This window comes from Treponema sp. R6D11 (assembly GCF_054786075.1).
Genome location: NZ_BDHD01000001.1, coordinates 58,941 through 82,833 on the forward strand (window position 1 = coordinate 58,941; position 23,893 = coordinate 82,833).

General features: G+C 42.3%; 30 protein-coding genes and 1 pseudogene. 20 read left to right on the top strand and 11 right to left on the bottom strand.

All coding sequences use genetic code 11. The annotated features are described in order from the left end of the window. Positions 1 to 10 precede the first annotated feature (10 nt). Together ACYVTD_RS00350 and ACYVTD_RS00355 are read right to left on the bottom strand one after the other, a co-directional pair. On the bottom strand, positions 11 to 715 hold the full coding sequence (locus ACYVTD_RS00350) for a HEAT repeat domain-containing protein (protein WP_461245787.1): 705 nt from the start codon (positions 713 to 715) through the stop codon (positions 11 to 13). A gap of 19 nt (positions 716 to 734) precedes the next feature. Next, positions 735 to 1,313 (bottom strand): hypothetical protein, encoded by a 579-nt coding sequence (locus tag ACYVTD_RS00355; RefSeq protein ID WP_461245788.1) that lies wholly within the window; start codon positions 1,311 to 1,313, stop codon positions 735 to 737. A 103-nt stretch (positions 1,314 to 1,416) separates the two neighbouring features. Between ACYVTD_RS00355 and coaD the strand changes: the two genes are divergently transcribed. From coaD to rnc, 4 genes are all read left to right on the top strand, one after another. Beyond that, a complete protein-coding gene (coaD, locus tag ACYVTD_RS00360) occupies positions 1,417 to 1,890 on the top strand; it encodes a pantetheine-phosphate adenylyltransferase (protein WP_461245789.1) in 474 nt (157 codons plus the stop codon). A 92-nt stretch (positions 1,891 to 1,982) separates the two neighbouring features. Continuing rightward, complete coding sequence (gene rpmF, locus ACYVTD_RS00365) at positions 1,983 to 2,171, top strand: 50S ribosomal protein L32 (RefSeq protein WP_461245790.1); 189 nt, start codon at positions 1,983 to 1,985, stop codon at positions 2,169 to 2,171. Positions 2,172 to 2,185: 14 nt separating this feature from the next. Then, positions 2,186 to 2,422: an acyl carrier protein gene (gene acpP / locus ACYVTD_RS00370; RefSeq protein ID WP_461245791.1), complete on the top strand. Its 237-nt coding sequence runs from the start codon at positions 2,186 to 2,188 to the stop codon at positions 2,420 to 2,422. A 31-nt stretch (positions 2,423 to 2,453) separates the two neighbouring features. Beyond that, positions 2,454 to 3,131 carry a ribonuclease III gene (gene rnc, locus ACYVTD_RS00375; RefSeq protein WP_461245816.1) on the top strand — a complete coding sequence of 226 codons (678 nt, stop codon included), beginning with the start codon at positions 2,454 to 2,456 and terminating at the stop codon, positions 3,129 to 3,131. 400 nt (positions 3,132 to 3,531) lie between these two features. On the opposite strand, the gene ACYVTD_RS00380 is transcribed toward rnc, so the two are convergent. Next, a complete protein-coding gene (locus ACYVTD_RS00380; RefSeq protein WP_461245792.1) occupies positions 3,532 to 3,702 on the bottom strand; it encodes a hypothetical protein in 171 nt (56 codons plus the stop codon). On the opposite strand from ACYVTD_RS00380, the gene ACYVTD_RS00385 reads away from it, so the two are divergent. Both ACYVTD_RS00385 and ACYVTD_RS00390 read left to right on the top strand, forming a co-directional pair. Further along, positions 3,689 to 4,075: a bacterial Ig-like domain-containing protein gene (locus ACYVTD_RS00385; RefSeq protein WP_461245817.1), complete on the top strand. Its 387-nt coding sequence runs from the start codon at positions 3,689 to 3,691 to the stop codon at positions 4,073 to 4,075. The two genes, ACYVTD_RS00380 and ACYVTD_RS00385, sit on opposite strands and share 14 nt — an antisense overlap. Further along, positions 4,029 to 5,234 carry a hypothetical protein gene (locus ACYVTD_RS00390; protein ID WP_461245793.1) on the top strand — a complete coding sequence of 402 codons (1,206 nt, stop codon included), beginning with the start codon at positions 4,029 to 4,031 and terminating at the stop codon, positions 5,232 to 5,234. The genes ACYVTD_RS00385 and ACYVTD_RS00390 overlap by 47 nt, the downstream gene beginning before the upstream one ends. Before the next feature lie 125 nt (positions 5,235 to 5,359). Here the strand turns inward: ACYVTD_RS00390 and ACYVTD_RS00395 are convergent, their stop codons facing one another. Next, positions 5,360 to 5,689, bottom strand: coding sequence for a PIN domain-containing protein (locus ACYVTD_RS00395; RefSeq protein WP_461245794.1), 330 nt, complete (start codon positions 5,687 to 5,689; stop codon positions 5,360 to 5,362). Between the two features lie 43 nt (positions 5,690 to 5,732). Next, entirely contained in the window at positions 5,733 to 5,981 is a 249-nt protein-coding gene (locus ACYVTD_RS00400; RefSeq protein ID WP_461245795.1) for a hypothetical protein, read from the bottom strand. Positions 5,982 to 6,097: 116 nt separating this feature from the next. On the opposite strand from ACYVTD_RS00400, the gene ACYVTD_RS00405 reads away from it, so the two are divergent. The 3 genes from ACYVTD_RS00405 (at position 6,098) to vapC (ending at position 7,807) form a co-directional block, all read left to right on the top strand. Beyond that, a complete protein-coding gene (locus ACYVTD_RS00405; protein ID WP_461245796.1) occupies positions 6,098 to 7,102 on the top strand; it encodes a sialate O-acetylesterase in 1,005 nt (334 codons plus the stop codon). Between the two features lie 73 nt (positions 7,103 to 7,175). Then, positions 7,176 to 7,388 (top strand): type II toxin-antitoxin system antitoxin VapB, encoded by a 213-nt coding sequence (gene vapB / locus ACYVTD_RS00410; protein WP_461245797.1) that lies wholly within the window; start codon positions 7,176 to 7,178, stop codon positions 7,386 to 7,388. A 23-nt stretch (positions 7,389 to 7,411) separates the two neighbouring features. Continuing rightward, the gene (vapC, locus tag ACYVTD_RS00415) at positions 7,412 to 7,807 is read left to right on the top strand and encodes a type II toxin-antitoxin system tRNA(fMet)-specific endonuclease VapC (protein ID WP_461245798.1); all 396 of its coding nucleotides are present in this window, start codon (positions 7,412 to 7,414) and stop codon (positions 7,805 to 7,807) included. A gap of 7 nt (positions 7,808 to 7,814) precedes the next feature. Here vapC and ACYVTD_RS00420 read toward each other — a convergent pair whose 3' ends face one another. Continuing rightward, a complete protein-coding gene (locus tag ACYVTD_RS00420) occupies positions 7,815 to 9,182 on the bottom strand; it encodes a CCA tRNA nucleotidyltransferase (RefSeq protein WP_461245799.1) in 1,368 nt (455 codons plus the stop codon). Positions 9,183 to 9,274: 92 nt separating this feature from the next. On the opposite strand from ACYVTD_RS00420, the gene ACYVTD_RS00425 reads away from it, so the two are divergent. The 7 genes from ACYVTD_RS00425 (at position 9,275) to ACYVTD_RS00455 (ending at position 14,039) form a co-directional block, all read left to right on the top strand. Further along, the gene (locus ACYVTD_RS00425) at positions 9,275 to 9,925 is read left to right on the top strand and encodes a thiamine diphosphokinase (protein WP_461245800.1); all 651 of its coding nucleotides are present in this window, start codon (positions 9,275 to 9,277) and stop codon (positions 9,923 to 9,925) included. Between the two features lie 88 nt (positions 9,926 to 10,013). After that, the gene (locus tag ACYVTD_RS00430; RefSeq protein ID WP_461245801.1) at positions 10,014 to 10,883 is read left to right on the top strand and encodes a bifunctional 5,10-methylenetetrahydrofolate dehydrogenase/5,10-methenyltetrahydrofolate cyclohydrolase; all 870 of its coding nucleotides are present in this window, start codon (positions 10,014 to 10,016) and stop codon (positions 10,881 to 10,883) included. Then, positions 10,883 to 11,263 (top strand): hypothetical protein, encoded by a 381-nt coding sequence (locus tag ACYVTD_RS00435; protein ID WP_461245802.1) that lies wholly within the window; start codon positions 10,883 to 10,885, stop codon positions 11,261 to 11,263. Before ACYVTD_RS00430 ends, ACYVTD_RS00435 begins: the two co-directional genes overlap by 1 nt. A gap of 33 nt (positions 11,264 to 11,296) precedes the next feature. Next, entirely contained in the window at positions 11,297 to 11,761 is a 465-nt protein-coding gene (locus tag ACYVTD_RS00440; RefSeq protein WP_461245803.1) for a hypothetical protein, read from the top strand. Then, complete coding sequence (gene miaB, locus ACYVTD_RS00445; RefSeq protein WP_461245804.1) at positions 11,676 to 12,608, top strand: tRNA (N6-isopentenyl adenosine(37)-C2)-methylthiotransferase MiaB; 933 nt, start codon at positions 11,676 to 11,678, stop codon at positions 12,606 to 12,608. The genes ACYVTD_RS00440 and miaB overlap by 86 nt, the downstream gene beginning before the upstream one ends. A 61-nt stretch (positions 12,609 to 12,669) precedes the next feature. Then, a complete protein-coding gene (locus tag ACYVTD_RS00450) occupies positions 12,670 to 13,023 on the top strand; it encodes a hypothetical protein (protein ID WP_461245805.1) in 354 nt (117 codons plus the stop codon). Beyond that, a complete protein-coding gene (locus ACYVTD_RS00455) occupies positions 13,023 to 14,039 on the top strand; it encodes an SPOR domain-containing protein (RefSeq protein WP_461245806.1) in 1,017 nt (338 codons plus the stop codon). The genes ACYVTD_RS00450 and ACYVTD_RS00455 overlap by 1 nt, the downstream gene beginning before the upstream one ends. 85 nt (positions 14,040 to 14,124) lie before the next feature. Here the strand turns inward: ACYVTD_RS00455 and ACYVTD_RS00460 are convergent, their stop codons facing one another. Then, positions 14,125 to 14,949: a hypothetical protein gene (locus ACYVTD_RS00460; protein ID WP_461245807.1), complete on the bottom strand. Its 825-nt coding sequence runs from the start codon at positions 14,947 to 14,949 to the stop codon at positions 14,125 to 14,127. Positions 14,950 to 15,163: 214 nt separating this feature from the next. Then, positions 15,164 to 15,796 (bottom strand): ankyrin repeat domain-containing protein, encoded by a 633-nt coding sequence (locus ACYVTD_RS00465; protein ID WP_461245808.1) that lies wholly within the window; start codon positions 15,794 to 15,796, stop codon positions 15,164 to 15,166. 142 nt (positions 15,797 to 15,938) lie between these two features. Between ACYVTD_RS00465 and ACYVTD_RS00470 the strand changes: the two genes are divergently transcribed. Continuing rightward, positions 15,939 to 17,219, top strand: a complete 1,281-nt coding sequence (locus ACYVTD_RS00470) for an aminotransferase class I/II-fold pyridoxal phosphate-dependent enzyme (protein ID WP_461245809.1) — start codon at positions 15,939 to 15,941, stop codon at positions 17,217 to 17,219. Positions 17,220 to 17,392: 173 nt separating this feature from the next. After that, on the top strand, positions 17,393 to 18,730 hold the full coding sequence (gene gdhA / locus ACYVTD_RS00475) for an NADP-specific glutamate dehydrogenase (protein WP_461245810.1): 1,338 nt from the start codon (positions 17,393 to 17,395) through the stop codon (positions 18,728 to 18,730). Here gdhA and ACYVTD_RS00480 read toward each other — a convergent pair. After that, positions 18,727 to 20,199 carry a pallilysin-related adhesin gene (locus tag ACYVTD_RS00480; RefSeq protein ID WP_461245811.1) on the bottom strand — a complete coding sequence of 491 codons (1,473 nt, stop codon included), beginning with the start codon at positions 20,197 to 20,199 and terminating at the stop codon, positions 18,727 to 18,729. The two genes, gdhA and ACYVTD_RS00480, sit on opposite strands and share 4 nt — an antisense overlap. 10 nt (positions 20,200 to 20,209) lie before the next feature. Next, a complete protein-coding gene (locus tag ACYVTD_RS00485) occupies positions 20,210 to 20,803 on the bottom strand; it encodes a hypothetical protein (protein WP_461245812.1) in 594 nt (197 codons plus the stop codon). A 140-nt stretch (positions 20,804 to 20,943) separates the two neighbouring features. Between ACYVTD_RS00485 and cfpA the strand changes: the two genes are divergently transcribed. Beyond that, positions 20,944 to 22,944 carry a cytoplasmic filament protein CfpA gene (gene cfpA, locus ACYVTD_RS00490; RefSeq protein WP_461245813.1) on the top strand — a complete coding sequence of 667 codons (2,001 nt, stop codon included), beginning with the start codon at positions 20,944 to 20,946 and terminating at the stop codon, positions 22,942 to 22,944. 88 nt (positions 22,945 to 23,032) lie between these two features. Next, the gene (locus ACYVTD_RS00495) at positions 23,033 to 23,629 is read left to right on the top strand and encodes a hypothetical protein (RefSeq protein ID WP_461245814.1); all 597 of its coding nucleotides are present in this window, start codon (positions 23,033 to 23,035) and stop codon (positions 23,627 to 23,629) included. On the opposite strand, the pseudogene ACYVTD_RS00500 reads toward ACYVTD_RS00495, so the two are convergent. Next, positions 23,533 to 23,893: pseudogene (locus tag ACYVTD_RS00500) on the bottom strand (putative PEP-binding protein); the annotation flags it as partial. The gene ACYVTD_RS00495 and the pseudogene ACYVTD_RS00500 sit on opposite strands and share 97 nt — an antisense overlap.

Here is a 23,893-nt window from a genome sequence, read left to right on the forward strand (position 1 = left end):
TTGCTGTTAATTATTTGCCATACGTGCGTAATTCGGCTAATAATTGTCTTGCTCTTTCCTTAACCGGCGTAACATATTGTCCCTCTGCGATAAGGTTTAAAACTCTGGGAACTTCGGGAGCGCTTATGCCGTTATTTTTTCTGGCAATTTTTTCAAACGCGTCAATGGTGGCAAGCGCCATAAGGTTATCGGGATTAGTAGAGTTAAAACGAGTCATGATCCATGCAATATGAGTTACAGTTTCGTTGTTTTCGTTTGTTCCGATGTCGCCAAGAGATTTAATCGCTTCCTGCAAGACCATCGGTTCATTTTCGTAAGAACAAATGTCAAGGAGAGATTTTCTGGCTTCTTCCGTACCCATCTTTCCAAGATACTTTGCCGACTGCCGTCTGACTTCCGGGAAGTTATTCATAAGACGACCGTTTTCCCTCGCCATATTCATTCTTCCCTCTCTGGAAAGGTATTCCAATGTCTGGCGTATTTCGTCATTTGTGTTTCCGCGCTCAATGGCTTCGTTGATATATTCCAGGGCTATTAATTTTTGTTCCCTGGTGTACGCTCTTGCGGTTTCTCTGATAATCATTATTTCTATTGATTCCTGCAGATAAGATTCCTCAACAGACATCTCTTTTTTTGAGTTGTTTTGCGCCGCCGCGGTTGATGTAATAATAACAGCCGTTATTATCAGAATAGAAAATCGCTTTAATGAAAACATACTAATACTCCTTCATTCCTTAATTGATTATTGTCCATGAATTATCGATTTTTTCAAGATCATACAAACGAAGCCGCTGTTCTTCGCCCGCTTTGTTTGTAATCATAGTAAAAGCCTTAACTCTGTTTTCGCTTATAAATTCAATCTCGTCAACACGAAGATCCGCTCTTGAAGGCACAACTACATAATCAAAGTAGTCTTGAGCCGTTCTTAATACAATTCTCCTTGTTTTCATTGCTGGTTGATCAGATATTCGTTTTAAATTTTCTTTTGATGAGATTTCCGCAAAGTATTCATCAGATAAAGAGCTTCTCCACGCGTCAAAATTTCTTTCTCTTATGAATTTATTCTGCTGCTCTATAAATTTTTGCACTTCATCTCTTGTAGATACATACTTAGCCTGGCTTACCTTTGTGGGATCAAAAGCTTCAGTCTTGTTTGAATGGGTTCCTGTATTTCCCTTTACAGTTTCGGAATCGGATTTACATGAAAATGCCGTTATTACCGCTATTACTGCCAGAGAAAATATAAAAAGACCCCTTTTTGTTCCCATAAGGTTAATGTATCTTATTTTTATATATTTGTCAATTAATTCCATATTATAGGTTAATCTCCAACAAAACATAGTAAAATCAGGCAAAATAGCTCTCTATTGATTATCGAGTAAAATTTCACTATGCTAAAGCCAGGAGGCTACATTTGTGAAAGCCGCTTTTCCGGGTTCTTTTGACCCCCCGACATCGGGTCATATTAATGTAATTAGCCGCGCCGCGTCCCTTTTTGGGGAACTTGTGGTAGTTGTAGCCGAAAATAAGCAAAAAAAGTACCTTTTTTCCGCCGAAGAACGGGCTTCTATGATACGGGAACTTGTAAAAGACCATAAAAATGTAACCGTAACCGTATGCGACTGCCTTATTGTGGACTATCTAAAGAAAATGGGCATAAAATTGCTGATTCGCGGGGTTCGGGGTATAGAGGATTTCTCCTATGAATTCGAGCTTTCAATGATGAATAAGACCCTTGACTCCGATATCGAGACAATTTTTATGACGACAGATCCCGAATTTTTCGTAATTCGGTCATCTTCGATTAAAGAATTGGCTTCTTTTAAGGGAAATCTTCATGGAATGGTCCCTCCGCTAGTTGCCAAAGCGTTAAAAGAAAAGTATAATTAAACAGCAGTATTAAATTGACAAAATTTAATAAAATGTCTTGACAAAAACATGGATTTTTGTTAATCTGATTAGATAGTTAGAGAGGTTAAAGTATGGCAGTACCTAGATACAAAACATCAAAAGCCAGGACGAGCCGTCGGCAGTCCATCAACATGAAACTTACAGCGCCCACAATGATAAACTGCAGTTCATGCGGTAATAAGGTTCTTTTGCACCGAGTTTGCCCGAAATGCGGTTTTTATAGGGGCAAGCAGGTAATTGTTCCGGATTCTAAAGTTTAATTAAGGGGAAAAAAATGGACGAATTGTTTGAAAAAATGAAAAAGCTCATCGCGGAAAAACTTGAAGTCGATGAGGGCAAAATCACACTGGAAGCGTCATTCCGTCAGGATCTTGGCGCTGACAGTTTAGACACCTATGAATTGGTTTATGCCATTGAGGAAGAAATGGGCATCAATATTCCCGATGAAAAAGCCAATGAATTTGAGACGGTAAAAGACGCATACGATTTTATTAAATCCCAACAAAAGTAAAAACGTTCTCATTCAAGAAAGAAAAAAGAAACTGGCGGCTTTCCAAAAAGCCGCCGGTTTTAAATTTAAAAATATTGATAATCTAAATCTTTCGTTTATGCATCGTTCTGTTTCCAACGAAACAGGTAATAAATCAAATAACGAACGCCTCGAATTTTTAGGTGATTCCATTCTCGGCGCGGTTTGCGCTACGCTTTTGTATCAAAATTACAAAGATAAACCCGAAGGAGAAATGGCAAAAATAAAAGCTGTAGTTGTATCCGAGGATATTCTTTCCAGTATTGCGTTAAATCTTGGAATAGATAAAATGCTGTTGCTTGGCAAGGGCGAAGAAATGTCAGGCGGCAGAACAAAAAAAGCAATTCTTGCCGACGCTCTTGAAGCATTAATCGGAGCGTTATATCTTGATTCCGGCTACAAACCAGCTTTTGATTTTGTAAGCGATTGTATTCAGCCTGAAATTGACAAAGTAACAGGCACTAATTACCACAAAGATTATAAGTCGGTTTTGCAGGAATATTGCCAGCGCGAATATCACTGTTACCCTGAATACGTTATGGTGAAACGCACTGGTCCAGAGCATGACCGCACATTCTGGATGGAAGTGCGTATAGGCGATAAAGTTTACGGTGCAGGGACGGGGCGAAACAAGAAAAGCGCGGAACAGGAAGCGGCTAAGACGGCTTGGGAAGCGTTGAGAAATGATTAGGAAATGATTTAACCGTGAGGCAGTGGGTATTTTTGCTTGACAAACTTCTCAAAAAACGTAAAATATTACCATGAGCGAAAGAACAGCTATGTTAAGTAAAACATTTCCAAATAATCCCGCTATTACAAAAATTTATAAAGACTGTTACATACCTCGTTATGACCGCAGCGCGAACGGCGAGCTAAAGCTCGCCTCATTTTGTTCATCTGGGGTACGTTGTTCGGCGCTGGGGCGTTTGGATTTGGTTCATCTACACGCCTTAAACGGCGTGCAATATATTGCCCCCCCCCCCCGAACGATGTCAGCAAAAAAGACGTAATATCACTATTTCAACGCAATATCCACGGAAAAACATCGTCTGTCGGTTTTGACAGCGGATTTTTTATACATAAATCAATTTTTAGGAGTTTTCTATGAAAAACATTTTTAAAGTTTTAGCAATTATCTTTGTCGCGGTAGTCGGGTTTTCTTTTTTCGCTTGCAATGACGGAACAACTATCGATCCATCGTCGTAAGACAGTTCGTCGTCAGACAGCGGTGGCGCAACCCTTGTCAGTATCGAGGTAACCACACCGCCGACCCGTACTTTCTATGCAATCGGCGAAAGCATCGATCTTACGGGTTTGGTCGTAAAGGCGACTTATAGTGACGACGATATAACAGAGGTTACAATTACGGCTGATAATATCAGTGGTTTTAATTCCGACACGGCGGGAATTAAAACCATTACCGTAACTTTGCAGGACAAAACCGCCACGTTTACGGTTACGGTCGGTGGAGACAGCAAAGAAACTGCCATTCCGCTTCCCCTAAACACATTAGCAGACGGTTATATCACCACATCAAGCGATGAGCAGTGGTTCTCCTTTACCGCCACCGCGTCAACGCAGTACATTCATGCTGATTTCGGGACGTTGTTTATGTTTTTATGTGCAGGTATATGATTCAAGCGGTAACGCGGTCGGAAGCGAGACAAATTTAAGTAATGGTTCTCTTATCCAATGGTATATCTCGCGTCCAGTAACATCGGGGCAGACATATTATATCAGGGTTAGACCGTATGACAACAACAGCGGTACATACCAGATAGGGTTTAACGCGTGGTTGATTCCTCCGGGCTTAACCCCCATTCAGCTTACCCTTAATACCTGGGCAGACGGCAATATCCCCACATCGGGCGATGTGCAATGGTCCTCTTTTACCGCCACTGCGTCAACGCAGTACATTCATTTTAATTTCGGGACATTGGGAGGTTTTTATGTGCAGGTATATGATTCAAGCGGTAACGTGGTTGGAACCGAAACTAATATTACTACTACCAAATATATCTCGCCTCCAGTAACATCGGGGCAGACGTACTATATCAGGGTTAGACCTTCCAGCATCAACAGCGGCGGTACGTACCGGATAGGGTTTACCGCGGGGTTGATTCCTCCGAATCCCATTCCTCTGCTTAACCTTGATACATGGGCTGACTGTACTATCGACGTAAACGGTGAGCAATGGTTCTCCTTTACCGCCACCGATGCAACGCAGTTTATTCATTTTAATTTCGGGACATTGGAAGGCTTGTATGTGCAGGTATATAACTCAAGCGGTCTCGGGATGTCAGGCGAAACAGGGGTGTATAGTAATACTGCCAAATATATTCAGCGGCAATTTTTAACACCGGGGCAGACGTACTATATAAAGATTAGAGTGTATTACAACGATAGCAGGGGCTACGGTACATACCAGATAGGGTTTAATGAATGGTTGATTCCTCCAAGTGTAGTTACGTTTTCTCCGAACACTTGGGTTGAAGGACGTTGCCCCACAATAAGCGATGTGCGATGGCTCTCCTTTACCGCCACCGCGTCAACGCAGTTTTTTCATGTTTATTTTTTTGATACTGGGACAAAATGGTACTTGCAGATATATGACTCAAACGGTAATGAAGTTGGAGGCGAAGAATGGTTGTCTGGTTCTTCTACCACTACTGCATATATCCAGCGGTCATTAACATCGGGGCAGACATACTATATCAGGCTTAGATCTTCTGACGACAGTAGAAGTTTTAGGATAGTGTTTACTTCGTCAAGTACGCCGCCTGCTTCTTGGTAGTAATTCGCATAAGATGTATGCCCAAGTAAAATTCTTGGGTATACATCTTGTTTTTACTTGGTAAAAAAAACAAACCACATGAAGTTAATTTTATGTAACATGCACTAAATTTTTTAAAAAAAATCTTACGGCAAAATTGCGGGTATTGGCGAAGTGGAAAAATCAGGAATATTACGAGTAATAATGTAATCAGCGTTCACCATTTTGGCGCATTCAACCTGTAGACGGTCTTCCAAATCGTCAAAATTTTCATTGACAAGCGCGTCTATAATTTGCTTTCTTTGAATTCCGGCGACTTCAATAAATTCGCATAATTCTAATAAAATCTTTTTTCTTTCACTTACAGAAAATCGTTTGCGAAGAATATAGAAAATATTGGTTACGCTGTGTGCCGCAATATAGCCGTTGCATTTTTGCTGGAAACATAAATCTAATACTTTATCCGCATTACTCATAAACGGTTGGCGAGCTATTAGATAATCCAAGATAATATTTGTATCAATTAATATGACCATAACGCTCATTTCTATATTCGGACAATTCTTTTTTATAGTCAAAATTGTCAGGCAATATTCCCCTATACTGCGAAAAACGTTGAAACGCTTTTTGTCTTTTTGCGTGTTTTTCATCGTCCGTTTCTGTTGTGTTTTCAATGTTCAAAACAGCCCTCTGCCTACCTGTAATGGTAGTAAGAGGTTCTTCTGGTACAAATACGCCGTTTTCAAAAAATCCATCAACTATCAACATAAAGCCTCCGCTTCATTTATAAACAATATATTAAAATAGCGGTAATTTCAATAGAATTTACCTAAAATTAGTATGAATAATTGAAAGACTGATCTAATATTAAGAGAGGAGAATTTATGAAAAACCGTATTTTTTATTTTATATCAATTTTATTTATTATCGGATTGATTTTTTGTGCTTGCGCAAGTAGCAATAAAAGTGGCGGGAAAACGGCGACGGAAGATGAAACGCCCATCAGCGTTGATTTGCCGGAAGGGACGAGTGAGTTTCATGTTTATATCGCTTTTGGACAATCGAATATGCAGGGACCGGGACAGATTCGTCCGCAGGACAGAGAGGGCGTAAGCGATCGATTTAAAATTATGGGCGTAGTTGCGGGCAGGTACGCTGGTGAATCCAGAGCAAAAGGCGAATGGTACAGAGCTGTTCCGCCGCTAATTATTCCCGATGCTAATTTGGTAAACTATTTAGGTTTAAATATAGGACTTACTCCCATTGATTATTTTGGACGCACGATTGTAAATAATATTCCAAAAGATATAACTATCGGCGTTGTAGCTGTAGCAAACGGCGATATGGCTCTTGCGGCGTTTCACAAAACAAAAGGCAATGACTATTACTTGGGCAAAAACACATTAGGCGGCAGACCCAGCCAAACTGAAATGCAGGGCATGAGCAGGTATAAAGGCGCGGGTTATGCGAATATGTATGACGCCATTATTCAAAACGCGAAACTTGCGCAAAGAGCGGGCGGAATAATAAAAGGCATAATTGTTCATCAAGGCGAAAGCGGTGCAGGGCTTGACAATATCGACTGGGACGAGCTTTTTAAGGAAATCTATGATGATATTCTTGCCGATCTTAAACTTGCGCCCAACTCCATACCTGTTTTGCTTGGGCAAACATGGAACGGCGGCTCTGGAAACACAGGCGGCGCTCTTGTAAGCAATGCTAAAATACAGGCTATTGTACCTAACGCATGGATAATCAGTTCCGTTGGTTGCACCGGCAGAACAGGTCAAGGGCAACCCGATAATATTCACTTTGGCTCCGAGGGGCTTCAACTGCTAGGCACACGCTACGGCGAAAAAATGCTTGAGTTGGTTTACGGGAAGAAGTAATAAAGAGTTTTATTTAATTTTACATCTTGACAAAGTATATACCACGATATATACTTATATTAAGAGGTGAAAAATGCAAACCGCAAAATTATTTGTTAATGGAAGAAGTCAAGCTGTAAGATTGCCCAAAGAATATAAATTTCGCGGAGAGAGCGTATATGTTCAAAAAGTCGGCGAGGCTGTTATTTTAGTTCCTTCTGATAAAGAATGGGAAGTTTTTATGCATGGATTAAACAGTTTCTCTGATGATTTTATGTCCGAAGGAAGATTACAAGGAAAAGATTAAAAAAGGGAAAAATTATAATGTATATGTTGGATACCAATATATGTATATATATTATTAAGAAAAAAACAGAAACTGTATTAAGCAAATTAAAACGGAATAGGAAAAAAGGCTTATATATATCGACCATCACATTAGCTGAATTGGAATTCGGGAACGCAAATGCGGATAGTTCATATAAAGAAAGAAACCAACTTGCATTATTGGAATTCTTGTCGATAATGAGTATAAAACATTTTGACGAGAATGCCGCAAAAGAATTTGGAATAATAAAAAAAGATTTGAAAGATAAAAATCATTTGATAGGACCATTTGATATGCTGATAGGCGCGCATGCAAAATCGTTAAATATGACTTTGATTACAAATAATGTCAGAGAATTTGAACGTATAAAAGATTTAAAAATTGAAAATTGGGTGTAATAGGGTTTTATTTCTTCCTACCCTCAACAATCTTCCCTGCAATCTCCAGCAACTTTTCTTTAGTATTCTGCGAAGGATCATCAAGTACAGTTTCTAAAAGTTCTTTTAAAATTATTCCCATTGTTTTGCCGCCTTCAATGCCTATCGTCATTAAATCATTTCCAGAGACTGCAAGATCTTTTATTGTAAAGGCGTGTTTTTCCGCCAGAACTTTTTCCACTCTGTCAGCTAACGCCGTCAGGTTCATTGGTTCAGTCTCTTTTCCGCCTAACGCAAAAGCGTCCGCACGGCGTAAAAGATAAAGGTCTTTAAGACTGTCTTCGCCCACACGTGCGATAAAACGGCGGACGGCGGAATTTGACCAGTCTTCCGTGTAGTGGAACATGTGCTCTTTTACCAAATGGCAGACGCTTTCTATTACTTCGTTTGAATAGCGTAGCCGCCTTAGGAGTTTGTCGCACATATCAGCGCCTATTTCCTCATGACGGTAAAAAGTCCAAACGCCGCTTTCGTCCATTTTGCGTACAGAGGGCTTGCCAATGTCGTGTAACAGAGCGGCAAGACGCACTTGGTGTGAATAGTTTTTCTCGGCGGCGTAGTTGCAGGCAAGAAGGGAATGATCCAGTACGTCAAAACTGTGGAAGCCTTTCTGTTCGATGTCTCGGCAAGCAGACAGCTCTTTTAAAAAAAGCTCTAAAAGACCAGTTTTTTCCATCAACAGAAAAGCTTGTGAGGGAACGGGAGAGGCGAGTATTTTGTCAATTTCGTCCCGCACTCGCTCCCATGAAACTTTTGCGCTGACTGATAGTGCGCCATTGATAGCGTCAAGCGTGTTTTTTTCAATCTCAAAGCCAAGTTGGGCGGCAAAGCGGACGGCGCGTAACGGGCGCAAGCCGTCCTCGTTAAATCGCATCTCCGCGTTTCCAACACAGCGAATAATTTTCGCTTTTATGTCAGCCGCTCCGTTGAATGGATCTACTATTTCTCCGTCTGGCAGGCGAAGAGCAATGGCGTTCATCGTAAAATCACGTCTTGAAAGGTCTTCTTGAATATCGGAAGCGTATTTAATTTGATCGGGTCTTCGTCCGTCCGAATATGTTGATTCCGTTCTGAATGTGGTAACTTCCGCGCTGTGATTTTTGTACAGGACGGTAACTGTTCCGTGTTTAATACCCGTGGGGATAACTTTGCCCCGAGCGCGTCTGACAAAATCTGTTACTTCTTCGGGCAGTGCGTCAGTAGCCAAATCCCAGTCGTGTATTTCCTTTCCTCTTATCATATCCCGTACCGCTCCGCCCACAATGTATACCTGTTTCCCATTGTCGTTAAAAATAGAGGCTATTTCTTTTAATACCGGGTCAATGGTTTTTGTCAATTGAATATCCTTTAGTTTTTAAGTATACTTTTTATGTTAGTTTTTTACCACACATCTTGTTGCTGTTCGTGATTATAGTCTTGGGGGATAATTTGCTAGGCATAATTTTTACAGGCGGAGAAAGTCCAAAGGCGGAAGTAGTAAAGCGTCTTTTGGAAACTGAAGCAAAAGGCGCATTGATTATCGCCGCCGATTCCGGTCTTATGGCGGCATTGAACGCCGATGTAAACCCTGATTGGGTTATTGGCGACATGGATTCTCTTGAGGATCAATCATGCCTTTCCGCCGTGCCGCCTGAGCGTGTTATTCGCCATCAGCACGAAAAAGATTTTACCGATACGGAATTGGCTTTTTTGCTTGCAGAGGAAAAAGGGTGCGATGATATTTGGATATTGGGAGGGGGCGGCGGCAGGATAGACCATCTTTTTGGTATTCGCTCCCTTTTTGAAAGAGCGGTTTTCCCGCGCCGTTGGATTACAGAAACGGAAGATATTCGCTGTATAGACGCAAACACGTTGCACAGCGAAGCTTTCTGCCGTCTTACTGAAAACGCCCGTGTCTCAGTTTTTCCGCTCGGCGAAGGAAGGTGGGAAGCGTCAAGCAAAGGATTAAAATGGCAACTCGACGGTCTGCACTGGGATCGCGGTTTTTTCGGACTGAGTAACGAAGCGGAGGACGGGGATTTTTATATTAAAGCGAAAGCCGGTAGGTTTATGGTGATAACGTTCTTGGAAGAAATATGAACCACGAACCACACGAACACCACGAACTTTTAAGACACATCTTGTCGTAGTTCGATTTGGTTCGTGGTAAAAAAAATAGGAGGAAAATGTGCCAGCAACAATAATGGACGGAAAGGCGCTTGGACAAAAGCTCCGTGAGAGCGCAAAAATAAAAGCTCAGGCGTTAAAGGCAAAGGGAATTACCCCGTGCCTTGCCGTTGTGCTTGTAGGTGAAGACCCTGCAAGCCTTTCTTATGTCAATTCTAAAGAAAAAGCGTTAGCTGAAGCTGAAATGGAAAGCAAAGATATAAGGATTCCACAAACCACAAGCGAGGAGGAACTTCTTTCGCTCATAGACGATCTTAACAAAGATAAAAAAATACATGGCATTCTTGTTCAGTCTCCTGTGCCAAAACACATTAACGAGGAAAAAATAAACGCCGCCGTCTCTCCCGAAAAAGACGTAGATTGCTTTCATCCTGTTTCGGTTGGAAATATGATACTTGGCAGACCTGGATTTTTGCCTTGTACTCCGCATGGCGTTCTTGTTTTGTTAAAAGAGTATAAAATTCCCGTTTCTGGGGCGAATGTCGTAGTAGTGGGAAGATCAAACATTGTTGGTAAACCGCTTGCAGCTCTTTTGATACGCAAAGAATATAATGCAACTGTAACTATTTGCCACACCGGAACAAAAGACCTTGCAAGCCATACTTTGCAAGCGGACATTTTGATAGTGGCGGCTGGAAAAGCGGCATTTATAAAAGCGGAAATGGTAAAAGAAGGGGCAACAGTAATTGATGTGGGAATAAACCGAGTGCCCGATTCATCAACACCAAAAGGCTACCGAGTCTGTGGCGATGTTGATCCCGCCGTTGCCGGAAAGTGCGCGTTTTTTACGCCTGTTCCCGGCGGTGTCGGTCCCATGACTATCGCCATGCTTTTGCAAAATGTTGTAGAAGCGGCGGAAAGGAGTGTATAATGGACGAAGTGGAAAATATAAACGACATACCGTCAACATCAAGTTTATCCAAATTGGGTATTACCGCGATTAGCTACATAGCGGGCGGAATTTTTCTTTTTCTCTTGAATATCATTTCCAAATTCAGAGTATTTGGTCTTGTCGTTGGAGGCATAGTTTGTCTGGTTGGCATAGGTTCTCTTTTTTCTAAAGACCCGGCGGATAAAAGAGCCGGTCTTTTAATCACAACTGTCGGCGCGCTTACAATCCTTTCAAAATCAAGAATAACTTTTTTAGTAGCCGTTTGCGGCACTCTTTTGAGTATAGGCTCTGTCGGTCTTCTTGTACTTGGTATTATAAATGGAATTAAATTTCTTATCGGGCTTAAAAAGAGATCATAGCGTCATGTCGTTGTTCGTGTTGGTTCGTGGTATATGAAATATTTTTTTGAAACTTACGGCTGTCAAATGAACAGCGCCGAGTCTGCGGCATTGGCTCTTGTCTGCAAAGAACGAGGGTGGACTAAGGCGGAGAATAGCGAAAGTGCTGATCTTGTTCTGCTTAATACATGCTCTGTGCGGCTAACGGCGGAAAAACGCGTTCTTGGACGTATCTCCGATTACTCTGGAATAAAAAAGAAACAAAACAAACATTTTACGCTGGTTGTCGCAGGCTGTATGGCGGAAAGGTTAGGTGAAAAGCTAAAAGAAAAATATCCGCAAGTGGATTATGTTATGGGGACATCAGCCCGTTCTATTTTCCCCCTGATTCTTGAAGCCGTAGAAAACGGAATAAAAGCCGAGCTTGACATCAATGAACAGCCTCACTTTTTCTTTTTCCAACTCGCATTTAGAAGAAGGACAGTTCCGCAGTTTTGTCCCAATCATGCACGGCTGTAACAATTTTTGTTCTTATTGCATTGTCCCCTATGTGCGGGGCAGGGAAGTATCCCGCGACCCTCAAAATATAGCGCAAGAAATCCGTCTTGTAGGCGAAAGGGGAGTGCGCGAAATTACTCTTTTGGGACAGAATGTAAACAATTACCGTTGGACTCATATCGACTTTGCCGCCCTGTTAAAAACTGTCGCCGTCGAAGCCGAAAAAAGCGGGATAAAATGGATACGCTTCCTTTCCGCTAATCCGGGCAATTTTTCCCACGACACAATAGAAGTTTTGGCTTCCAATAAAACTTTCTGCCGTCATCTGCACTTGCCCGTCCAGCATGGGTCAAACAACATCTTAAAAGCGATGAATCGCGGCTATACGGCGCAGAGTTTTCTGGAACTTGTAAAAGAAATCCGCGCCGCGATGCCTGGAATTACCCTCTCCACGGATATACTTGTCGGTTTCCCCGGCGAAACAGAGGAAGATGTGGAGCAGACACTGCAATTAATGGAAGAAATCGGTTTTCTTTATGCTTATATGTATCATTTTAACCCCCGTGAAGGCACAAAAGCCTTTGAATTTCCTAACAGAATAGACGAAAAAATCAAAAAAGAGAGGCTGGAAAGGGTGATAGCCCTACAGCAAAAAATAACCAATCTGCTATTAAAAGCCAGAATTGGCAGTACAGAAACTGTTTTAATAGAGGGGATCTCGCGAAAAAATGCCGATGAATTAATAACGAGGACAGAAAAAGACGAAATGGCTGTTGTTCCCGGTCCAAAGTCTATGATAGGCTCTTTTGGCAAGCTTGTCCTGTCAGGTTTAAAAGGGAACACATTTAGAGCAAAGGAGATATTATGAAACTTCGTTTCATATTCGATATAAATGCGCAGGCTTACGCCCGCGCAAGAAAGGAGTTATTATGCCCTGGAGATTGATATTATTTATTGTTATTTTTGCCATTTTTTTGGCGTTTATAACCGTTAATTTGGATAATCGATGTAATATAAATATTGGTTTTGCTCAATTTGAAGGAGTTCCCATATTCCTTACAGTTTTTATTTCTTTTTTCCTGGGGCTTGTATGCGCTACGCCTTTGTTTTTGCATTTAAGCAAGAAAAAGAAAAGCGGTTTCTCGCGAAAAGGCAAGAGTCAAAACGACGACCCTTCTCCTGCCAAACTTACCGATGCTGAATTTGACGAAAAAATAAAACAGGACGCGGCATTGGCAAGAGAAAGACTTTTCGCAAAAAAAGAGGCGCGTAACGGTAAATAATGAAAAAATCAGTCCTCCTTGTTTTATTGATAACTTTCGCTTGCGCGCTTGGTCAACAAATTTTTGCGCAGACAGGAGTTTCTCTTGAAGTTGAATTAAAAAACATTGAAGCCTCCGCTAACAAACAGGGCGTTTCCGCTGTAGAGAAGCACGATGCTCTTGTCCGTCTTGCGCACCTTCGCCAGCTTTCAGGCGACATTGAGGGCGCGGCAAGAAACTGGCTAGAAGCCGCCGCCGCTGTTCCCGGCAAGGTAGACGATGACGCTCTTTTATCGTGCGCTTATTGTCTTGCCGCAATGGGCGAATGGGACAGGGCAATCACCGCGCTTGAGCCATTACTGCCAAAATCACCGCGCGCACGTTTTTTGGATACCGCCGTTAAAGCGATTAAAACAGGCGATACCGCTACTCTTGCCGCTATTGTAGATAATCCCGAATACTCGGAAATGAAAAGCCAAATTATTTTTGTACTATGGAAATTATCTCATGCACAAACGGCTGAAAAATGGCGGCAGCGTCTGGTTGCAGAATTCCCTCAAACGCCGGAAGGTCGCCTTGCCGTAAATCAATCGTCATCTTCGGTTGTTGTAAGACCAAGCCCGTTTTGGCTTTTTGCCGGAGGTTACGATTCTCTTGCCGTCCTTGCAAGTGAAAAACCAAACGAGACCCCAGTCGCTCAAACCACTGTTACGCAATCGGCAACTTCAGTGCAGACAACTTCCACACAAACAACTCCGTCTTTTCAAGTAAGTTCTTCTCAAGCGAATGTTCCCCAACCTTCCGCTCCGCAAGCTACAGTTTCAACCGCCAGACTGCAAACAGGCGTATTCAGCCGTCAGGCAAACGCCCAGACGCAAATAACAAACTTAAAGCAAGCGGGTTTTTCTCCTTCGTTTGAACAGCGTATTGTTAACGGCAATGAAATGTGGGCGGTAACCGTCCCCGCCGGAACAGACCAAGGGCGTACTATTAGGGAATTACGCGAAGCGGGATTTGAGTCGTTTCCTGTTAAATAATTCTCAAAGAGATCTACCACGAACCACACGAACCTCACGAACTTTCGGGGTTTGCCGTTGTTTGCGATGTTTCGTGTGGAGGGGGTTATTGCGGTTTTGTGCTTGATGTATTAAACGCTATCTGATAATTGCCGGACTTGATACTGTCGTAAGGGGTTACCTTAATATAATATACGCTACCGCTTGTTACTGTTTGAGATGTATATAAAGTTGAGCTCCACAGATTTATTTTTGTTCCTACTGTTACGCCTGTACTGTCATACAGTTGTATATTCACATCGTTTAGAGTACCAATGGAAAAATGAATATATTGGGTAGTTGCGTTTGCGGTAAATGTAAACCACTGTTCACCGCCTGGGGTTGTAATATTACCACTACCCCATATGTTTGAGGTAAGTGTGGTTACGTTTGTAGTTGGCAAGGTAATCGGCAGTGTACTTGATGTTGTGAACATTATCTGATAATTGCCGGAATTGTTGCTGTTGTAAGGCGTTACTTTTATATAGTACACACTACCACTTGTTACTGTTCGAGATATATATAATGAGGAACTATAAAGGGATGCCTGGCTTCCTACCTTGTTTTCTTTGGAATCATCATATAGTTGTACATATACCATGGACATTGTACCCGGATCAAAGTGTATATATTGGGTGGCTGCTGTTGCGGTAAACCTGAACCACTGTTCGCCGTCTGAAATTGGAATGTTTCCATTTTTCCATACGCCTTCGGTAAGCTGGATGTAATCAAGAGGGTCTTCTCCGCTTTCTTCTTCCGTGGGGTCTACCTTAGGGATTTTTTTAGTCTCATCGTCCGTAGGAACTTCCGGGCATCCTGTTAGGGGTAGGATCATGAATCCAATTGCCGCAATAATTGCGAAAATTGCCAAAAGTTTTTTAATTAGTTTCATAGAAAACTCCTTTTGTTTGCTATTTGGATATGTTTATAACGCGGAAATAAACATAAGAGGATAAATTGTAAATTTGGGTATTTTCTTCTATAATAAGAGAGAGAGAGAATTTGAATTTATGCAAGGATTAGGTTGAGAAGTTGGTACTCGCTCGAAAAAACCGCTCATTACTGTATTCTTTATTATTTTGGCGTTTTTGTCAATATAAAATATGCTAACCTTTTGCCTTTGAATTTTCTAAAATATTTATAATGTTGGTATAGTTCTTGCTTTTAGCGTGCGCCAACGGTGTAACTCCCCCTTTGTCCGGCAAATTAACATCCGCGCCTGAATCAACCAATAGGCGCACAACTTCGGTATGCCGTTTTCCTCCGTCGCCCAATATGATCGCTTCAAGCAACGCGGTCCACCCAATGTTGTTAACATGGTTAACGCGGATATTTGTTTTTAAGAGTTCTTTTATTATTTCGACATGTCCGCGGTCGGCGGCGCGGATAAGTCCGGTTCCGTTGTAACTGTCTGTACAAAAAACATCAGCTCCGGCTTTGAGGGTTTTCTTTAGTAACTCTGTATATCCGTCGGAGGTCGAGATTAAATAGGCGCTTTGCAGGGTATTGTCTTTCATGTTTACATCCGCGCCTGCGGCAATCAGCAAATCGACAATTTCAAGGCGGTTCTTATAAGCGGCGGCTACAAGGGCGCACCTGCCTTCCTTATCCTGCGTGTGGATATAAACATCTTTCTTAAGCAGTGATTTTACGGCTTCAATATCGCCTTTGTCCGATGCGGTTATAAGCTGTAAACCTTCTTTTCTTGATTGCTCTGAACAAGCCGATTTTTTTAACATATTAGCCTCCGTTTTATTTTTTCATTTACAGGCGTAGTAGCGGTATATGTGGCTTAATTATAGCAGTTCTATTCCACTATTTCCAATGTACCGCCTATTGGCTAACAAACAAAAAAAGTATAAAGTAAAGCAAAGGAAGACTATGAAGCCGTACGCGCAATTAGACAAGGCGGAATTATCCGCTCTTAAAGCTCAACTTACCGCCGAACTTTCCATGTATAAAGAAAGCGGACGCAAACTCAATATGACACGCGGGGTTCCTTCCGACGAACAATTGTCGCTTTGTAACGAAATGTTAACCTGCCTTTCGGCTGATGATTACAAAGCCGCCAATGGAGCCGACTGCCGCAATTACGGCGGGCTAGACGGCATTCCCGAAATGAAAAAAATATTCGCCGACCTTTTGGATCTGACACCGGACGAGGTTATCGTGGGCGGCAATTCTTCGCTGTCCCTTATGTTTGACAATGTAGCGGTAAATATGTCCCACGGCGTAAGAGACGGACAGCCTTGGCAGAGTCAGGGTCATGTAAAATTTTTATGCCCCGCTCCGGGTTATGACCGCCATTTTACAATCTGCAATTATTTCCATATCGATATGATACCTATTGCAATGGGGCAGGACGGTCCAGACATGGACGAGATTGAGGCGGCTGTTAAGTCCGACCCGATGATCAAGGGTATTTGGTGCGTGCCTAAATATTCAAACCCTACAGGTATTGTCTATTCCGAAGAAACCGTAAAACGCTTTGCAAGACTAAAACCTGCCGCCGATGACTTTCGTATTTACTGGGACAACGCCTACGCCTTCCACGATCTTGGCGGCAAACAAAAAACGCTTCCGAATATTATCCGTCTTTGTGAAGAAGCGGGAAACCCGAACATGACGCTTGTGTTCGCGTCCTTTTCAAAAGTAAGTTTTGCAGGCGCGTCCGTAACTTGTATGGCATCTTCAAAATCCAACTGCGAATATATCCGCCAACGGCTTACCGCGCAAACCATCGGTCCCGACAAATTAAACCAACTGCGCCATGCCCGCTTTTTCAAAGATGCGGCAGGCGTAATGGCGCACATGGAAAAACATGCCGCAATTCTTAAACCAAAATTCCATCTTGTAAACGAAACCTTAAGAAAGGAATTGGGCGGTCTCGGTATCGCCGAATGGACGGAGCCTGAGGGCGGCTACTTTGTCAGTTTTAACTCGCTTGAAGGTTGCGCAAAAAAAATTGTCTCACTCTGTGCCGAAGCAGGTGTCGCTTTAACTCCGGCGGGCGCGACATACCCATACGGAAAAGATCCTAAAGACAGAAATATCCGTATCGCTCCAACCTGCCCACCGCTCGCGGAACTTGGTCAGGCGTTGGAAATTTTCTGCACCGCCGTTAAACTTGCGGCAGTGGAGAAGATAGTGGGTAGTATGTAGTGAATAGTGATGTTTGTAACCTAAGCGTGGTATTATCAGGCGTAACTTACTAACAACAATACTATCTACTACCTACTATATACTATCCACTAATCACTACTTTCCCCAATACTGGTCGATTGACATAACACCTAATACAGGATATACTAAATTTTGATACTCACGGAGGAATTATGGGTTATATAGACAATATTATCTCTATTATCGAAAAAAGAGATGCGGGACAGCCTGAATTTTTGCAGGCTGCCAAAGAAGTTTTAGATTCGCTCAGAATCATTGTTGACAAAGACAATACCTATGAAAAAGCGGGACTTTTGGAAAGGTTGATAGAGCCTGAACGCGCTGTTGTTTTCAGAGTTCCATGGATAGATGATGCCGGTAAGGTGCAGGTAAACCGAGGCTACCGCGTACAATTCAGTTCCGCAATCGGTCCGTACAAGGGCGGTTTGCGTTTCCACCCGTCGGTAACTTTAAGCATAATTAAATTTTTGGGTTTTGAACAAATTTTCAAAAACTCCCTTACAGGGCTTCCAATGGGCGGCGGTAAGGGCGGCTCCGATTTTGACCCCAAAGGAAAAAGCGATAACGAAGTAATGCGTTTCTGCCAGTCCTTTATGACAGAGCTTTACCGCCACATCGGTCCGGACACTGACGTTCCCGCCGGAGACATCGGAGTAGGCGGCAGGGAAGTCGGTTTTATGTATGGTCAGTACAAAAAAATAACAAATGCCTTTGAAGGCGTTTTAACCGGAAAGGGTCTCGGTTGGGGCGGAAGTCTTGTAAGAACCGAAGCCACAGGATACGGACTTGTTTACATAGTAGAAGAATACCTGAATAAAAAAGGCGACAGCTTTAAAGGTAAAAAAGTAGCGATCTCCGGCAGCGGCAATGTCGCAATTTTTGCGGCGGAAAAAGCGGCGGCTCTTGGCGCGACAGTTGTCAGCATGACGGACAGCAACGGGTTTATTCACGACAAAGATGGAATTAAACTCGATACCATAAAAGACATCAAACTTGTAAACAGGGAAAGGCTTACCAAATACGCCGATGCCCACAAGTCCGCCGTTTATTCAGAGTCAGGCAAGGGCAGAGTATGGGACATCGCCTGCGATATAGCCCTTCCGTGCGCCACGCAGAATGAATTGCTCATTGACGACGCGAAAAAACTTGCCGCCTCAGGATGCAAGGTTGTAGCCGAAGGCGCGAATATGCCCACAACTCTGGATGCCACCGAATTCTTGCTCAGCAAGGGCATTGCATTCTTCCCCGGCAAAGCCTCAAACGCGGGCGGCGTCGCGACATCGGGTCTTGAAATGTCCCAGAATAGCGCGCGCCTTTCATGGTCGTTTGAAGAAGTTGACGCGAAACTTAAAACCATCATGTGTAACATTTTCCAAAACATAGACGAAGCTTCCAAAGAATACGGCAAACCAGGCAACTTTGTAATTGGCGCAAACATAGCCGGCTTCAAAAAAGTAGCAAAAGCAATGCTGGAGCAAGGCGTAGTTTAATTAATTGGCTTAGTAAGAGTAATAGGGGGTTCAAGCAAGTCTTGAACTCCGTTTATTCCCACCTTTACGTGTGAAAGTAACAATACGCCGGCGGCATTTTCAGCTTTATAAACAAGACGGTTTTCATTGTCTTCTTCGGGGCGTAATTCCAATAGATCGTCATTATTCACTTTATAGAAAATATAGCGTCCCTTTTTTACAGTCCCCACGGAAGTAACCGTATATTCGCCTGAATTGTTAAATTGAATTCTGCCCCACGATGAATCAAAAATAGCGTCTATTGTGGGTTTTAAATTGGTTAATTCTTCTTTAAAATTCGCAGACCCAGCCCTGCGGTAGGAACCGTCCCATGTTGTGTTTGCTGTGATTCTCAGTCTGACGTCTTCAATAACGCGCAGTTTTATGCTGTCCAGCGACTCAAGCTCTATATCGACAAATCGAAGTAATGTGCTTATAGATATATTTTGACTTCTTATATACAAACCGTAACGGGTTTGGTTAGCAGTTTGCCAAAGGAAAACTTGCTGGGCTTCATCGCCGAAAAATATGATTTCCTTTTTTATGGGATCAAAATAAATGTACTGTTTTGCGTCGATAGTACCTTGGGGACTTACATAGTACCATAAGTCGTTTATAAATTTTTCAAAGACGCCGGGAGCGCCGCTTAATAGTTCCCTAATTCTCCGTTGTTCAACTTGTGAACCAGGTATTCTTGACACATTAATCTGCTCATACTGCTCGGTTACGGAATTAAAAGAGTAGATGGTTTCAATTTGATCCAGAATATTCACCGATGCGTTGTCCTGTCCGTAAGCAGCAATATTAAAACTTTGCCCCCTTGTTAATCCTTGCTGATATGCCAAAGAACGCACTGTTTCTTGAATTATTACGGAACCTGCAATTTGTAAATCCGCTATTTTTTTATAAGGAAAGCTGATCGGTCTGCCTGGCATACGCCTAAAAACAGTCATTGTATGTTCATTTTTATCGTTCATTCCTGTTACAACTATGCAGTTGTTTCTGTCGCCTATCAAATCCTGACTAAAAATAGTGATAGTTTCGCTTTGACTTGCCGAGGTAGACGCGTTCCAAAGCCGTTTGTAAGCGCGTGTATTTTCGTCATAACCTAGAAGTGTAAGAAACACCGGAGATTCCGTATCTGATGTACGATAAACAACAAATTGTTCTTCCGGCATATTTGCTTCGCTTTCCTTGTTCAGAACCGCGATAACAGTTTCTCCTTCCGCCAAAGGTATTTTTGTACTGATATTTTCTTCCCATGAAACCTGTCCGGATTGTCCTGCGGAGGCATAAATATTAGCCTCTCTTGGGGTTACTATTTTTGTCTTGATGTTTTCGTCGGATTGGGCGTAAAAAATCTTTTTCCATAGTCCGGTCGCCAAGAAAAGTATTAACAGTAATAATAATGCCGCAATTACGGCTGAAAAATAAAAAAACGTTTTTTTCATTTATGTCAAATTATTGGGCAAAAAATGCCGTTGCAGAGCTTTTTACTTTAGCGTCTATGTTTAATCCTACGACAAGCGCGCGCCAGTCGGGAAATTCTTCTATTCTGGAAAAACGTAAAAGATTCGCCTGCGGGCTTAAAAGCACGGAAGTAAGCGCCGCCGGAGACGCGCTTATTAACAATGTGTAACTGTAGCTTAAACTTTTGCGGGATGCGGCATCACGTAAAGCGCCGGAAAAATCGGGTCTGTTTCCTGTCGGGGCAAGGTCGCTTATACTCTTCTTTACCGCGTCTTTCCCGGAGGGTCCTTCAATTTTTCCCGTATAAATTACTTTGGACTGTGCCCCTGCGCTCCATACGGTAACTCTGTCCCCTTCCGTCAATATTTGGTCAAGCCGTCCCGAAACCCAGGCGGTAACCTCGTTTTTTACCGTAGCGAGCGAAGAAGATCCGTCAATTATTAAATTAACGTCTATAGGGGCGCGTTGGGCATATACAGGCGTAAGGCTTAAAAAGACCGTAAAAACCAAAAAAAACGAAATTTTGATGTTTTTGAGGTGTTTCCTCAACTTATAATCTTCCATATTAATGAATATCTTTATCATGGCAATATTTTAACATATTCTAAGTAAAAAATCTAGTTTTTTTATTAAATTTTTCAATCAAAAAGACTTTACATTTAAGATAAAAATATGGTATTCTTATATAAGATTGTAGTTTAAAACTATTTTATAAGGAGAGTTATATGGGAGCAATTGATCTGCCCAAATCCCCGAATGTATTCCATCCGGAGAAACCAAGTGCAGTCGGTTCACGCAATTCACTAGCGCAGGAATATCGTGATCAGCAGGCTGAAGTTAATTTGTTACTGGAGGAGGAAACTAATAAAGTTATCCACCACTTGACAGCAAGGTTGCCTAAAGACGTTCTTGAACGCCTTGACATAATGGGCGGCATAAAAGAAAAGCTGTTCAATTACTTTAACCAGAATTACCAGAACATGTTCAATCGTTACATGGTAACGAGCGAAGATGAAATGGTAAAGAAAGTCAGAAACTTTATCGACAAAGAAGAAACAAAAGTTCTGACAAGGTACACGCCTAAAGAAATTGCCGACTTGCTCGACGCAGTTGGCGGCGCTGATAAATTCAACACAGGCGAAGTTGAAAAATCAGTAGTAAACATGTATGGACACTTACAGGGTCATATCCAGAGAGGTGTCAATGAACTTGAAACGCACACCAACAGCATTCTTCGTCAGAAGACTGACACGGGCGCTTTTGTCCGCGGTGAAAATGCGTATTCAATCGTAAAGTGCGCGTTCAAAGACAATCAATCTAAGCCAAAGACAGTAAGCGATGTAAAACTTTCAGTCAACATTCTTGACTCGGAACTCATCAGCCCGATATTCCACTATCAGGTTACAGTTGAATTCCTCGTTAAAGACTTAATCGCTAAACACATCATTGATACTATCGACAAAATCATCGAACAAGTTAAGGACGATAGAATAGATAAGGGTCTTGAAGAGCTTTCCGACGGCGAAATCATTTTCAACAAACTGAATAAAGTTGAAACTTTAACAGACGATGAACTTGATGATCCCAAATCAAAACGCTATACATTCATGGCGAAAAAACTCATGGAAAGACTTACAGATCTTCGCGCCGAAATTGATCCCGCGACATTTGACGCTCTCAACATTCGTGAGAACATCAAAAAGATTATTGATATGGAAAATATCCGTAACCGCGGCTTTAACACGGCTATTAACTCAATCACGGCAATTCTTGATACATCAAAGATGGGCTATCAGTACATCGAAAACTTGAAGAACGGACGCGAAGTTATCATTCGTGAATACGAAGATACCGATGCCGCCAATCTTCCCGACGAACGCTATGCGATTAAGCTCCGCTATTTTGACAATGCCCAGCTTATCGAAGACCGCAAAGCTTACGATGTAATGCTCAGAAGCTTTGAAACCGAAGTTCAGCACCTGTGGGATGTTCTTGAAGTTATCTATCAGGATAAAAAGAGCTTCTTCAAAATCAACGATTTTGATGATTTGGCAAAAAGAAACAAGAACAGAATCCGCAAAACAATTAAAGAAAAAACCGGCGAGCCTTTGTACGAAGATATCGCGAAGGTATGGGACGAGATTTCCTTTATTAAACCGGCTGAAACCGAAGTTGAAAAATCCAACAGAACGTACATTTATGAAAAAGACAGAATTCGCAACCGCATTATTCTTATGCGCAACAAAATGAAAAAAATGTACGACTACCTGTACCCGATTGAAAGACGCGTAATGACAGAAAGGCTTGAATGGCTTGAGAAGGAATATTACAGGTTTGACTACACGATCAACCCGTACCACCTCCAGCCGGGTCTCCTGTTGGACGTAGATATTACCTCCATCAAGAGGAAGAAAGTTACTCTGGACGCAATGGCTAACGTACTCAATGAGTTCCTCCACGGCGTATCCAAAGGCTTCTCTGATGCAGCATTTGCGTCATTCAGCCGCAGAAGGTCAACAGTCCGCGAAGACATCAATCAGTCATTCGCAGCTGTTTCCGAAGAAGAAGAAGAAGCAGCCATTGCAGCAGCCGCTCCTAAACCAAGACCGGCAGTAATTGCCGCTCCTTCTAAAGCGCCGGCGAAATCCGCGTCCAAGAAGAAAGGCGTTGTTGATTCAAGAGCAAAAGGTAAAAAGTCTTCACGCGGTGGAATTGCAGAACTTTAATTAAAGAACTGTAAAAGAGCGTATTTTCACAAACGCCTCCGAAGACAAATTCGGAGGCGTTTTTTTGTAATGTAAATAAGGAGGATATATGGCGGAAAGCACTAATTTGGAAATTCTTTCTACCCGCGCGGGTTTTAACAGCGCGGTTAGACATATAAAAAGAACAACGGATATCGCGTCAAAAACAAATGCGAATCTTGGAGATACTATTTACGAATTGGACGATGAAGAATTAACAAGCGGTCAAACAGGCTTGCTTTTAAGAATGTTATTGGTCGATAAACTTGACTATAAATCAGCGTCAACTAATCTTGCATCAGCGGTAAGCGACCTTTCAGGTGTAGTGAAAGAATTCGCAAAATGGAACGGAGTCGATCTTGTAGCCGCTTATTTTCATCCTGAAATGGGGCTTTTAATAGCAAACCCTAAAGTTTCGGAAGAACTTGCCGGTTTTGGTCAACTTCGTCAACATGAATTAATGGTGGTATATGCTGGTTTTCAGGGCAAGGAAACAAATGAAAATTGCCAGAAAGCCGCGGAATTGGCTTTAAGGGTTTTTGAAGGCTCTAAAGTTACAGCGCCAACAGCCATTACAATCGGAACCATAATTTCAGGACGCGCGTCTATTTTTTCGGAGCGCAGTTTATACGCTGCTTCAAAAATAGCTTTTACCTGCATCGCGTAAATCTCAGGGTAAGAGACGGCAATACGGCAACCGCGGTGTCCAAGCATGGGGTTAAACTCATGCAGAGAGTCAATACGAACCATAATATCAGCCTTTGACGGTTTAGAGCCTGAGGTTTTTGTAACATAGTCGATATAACCCTGTACTTCATCGGCGCTATGGGGCATAAATTCGTGAAGAGGCGAATCCAAAAGACGGATTGTTACTTCTTTGCCCGCCATTGCTTTCATAATGCCGTAGAAATCTTCCCTTTGCATTATCTGT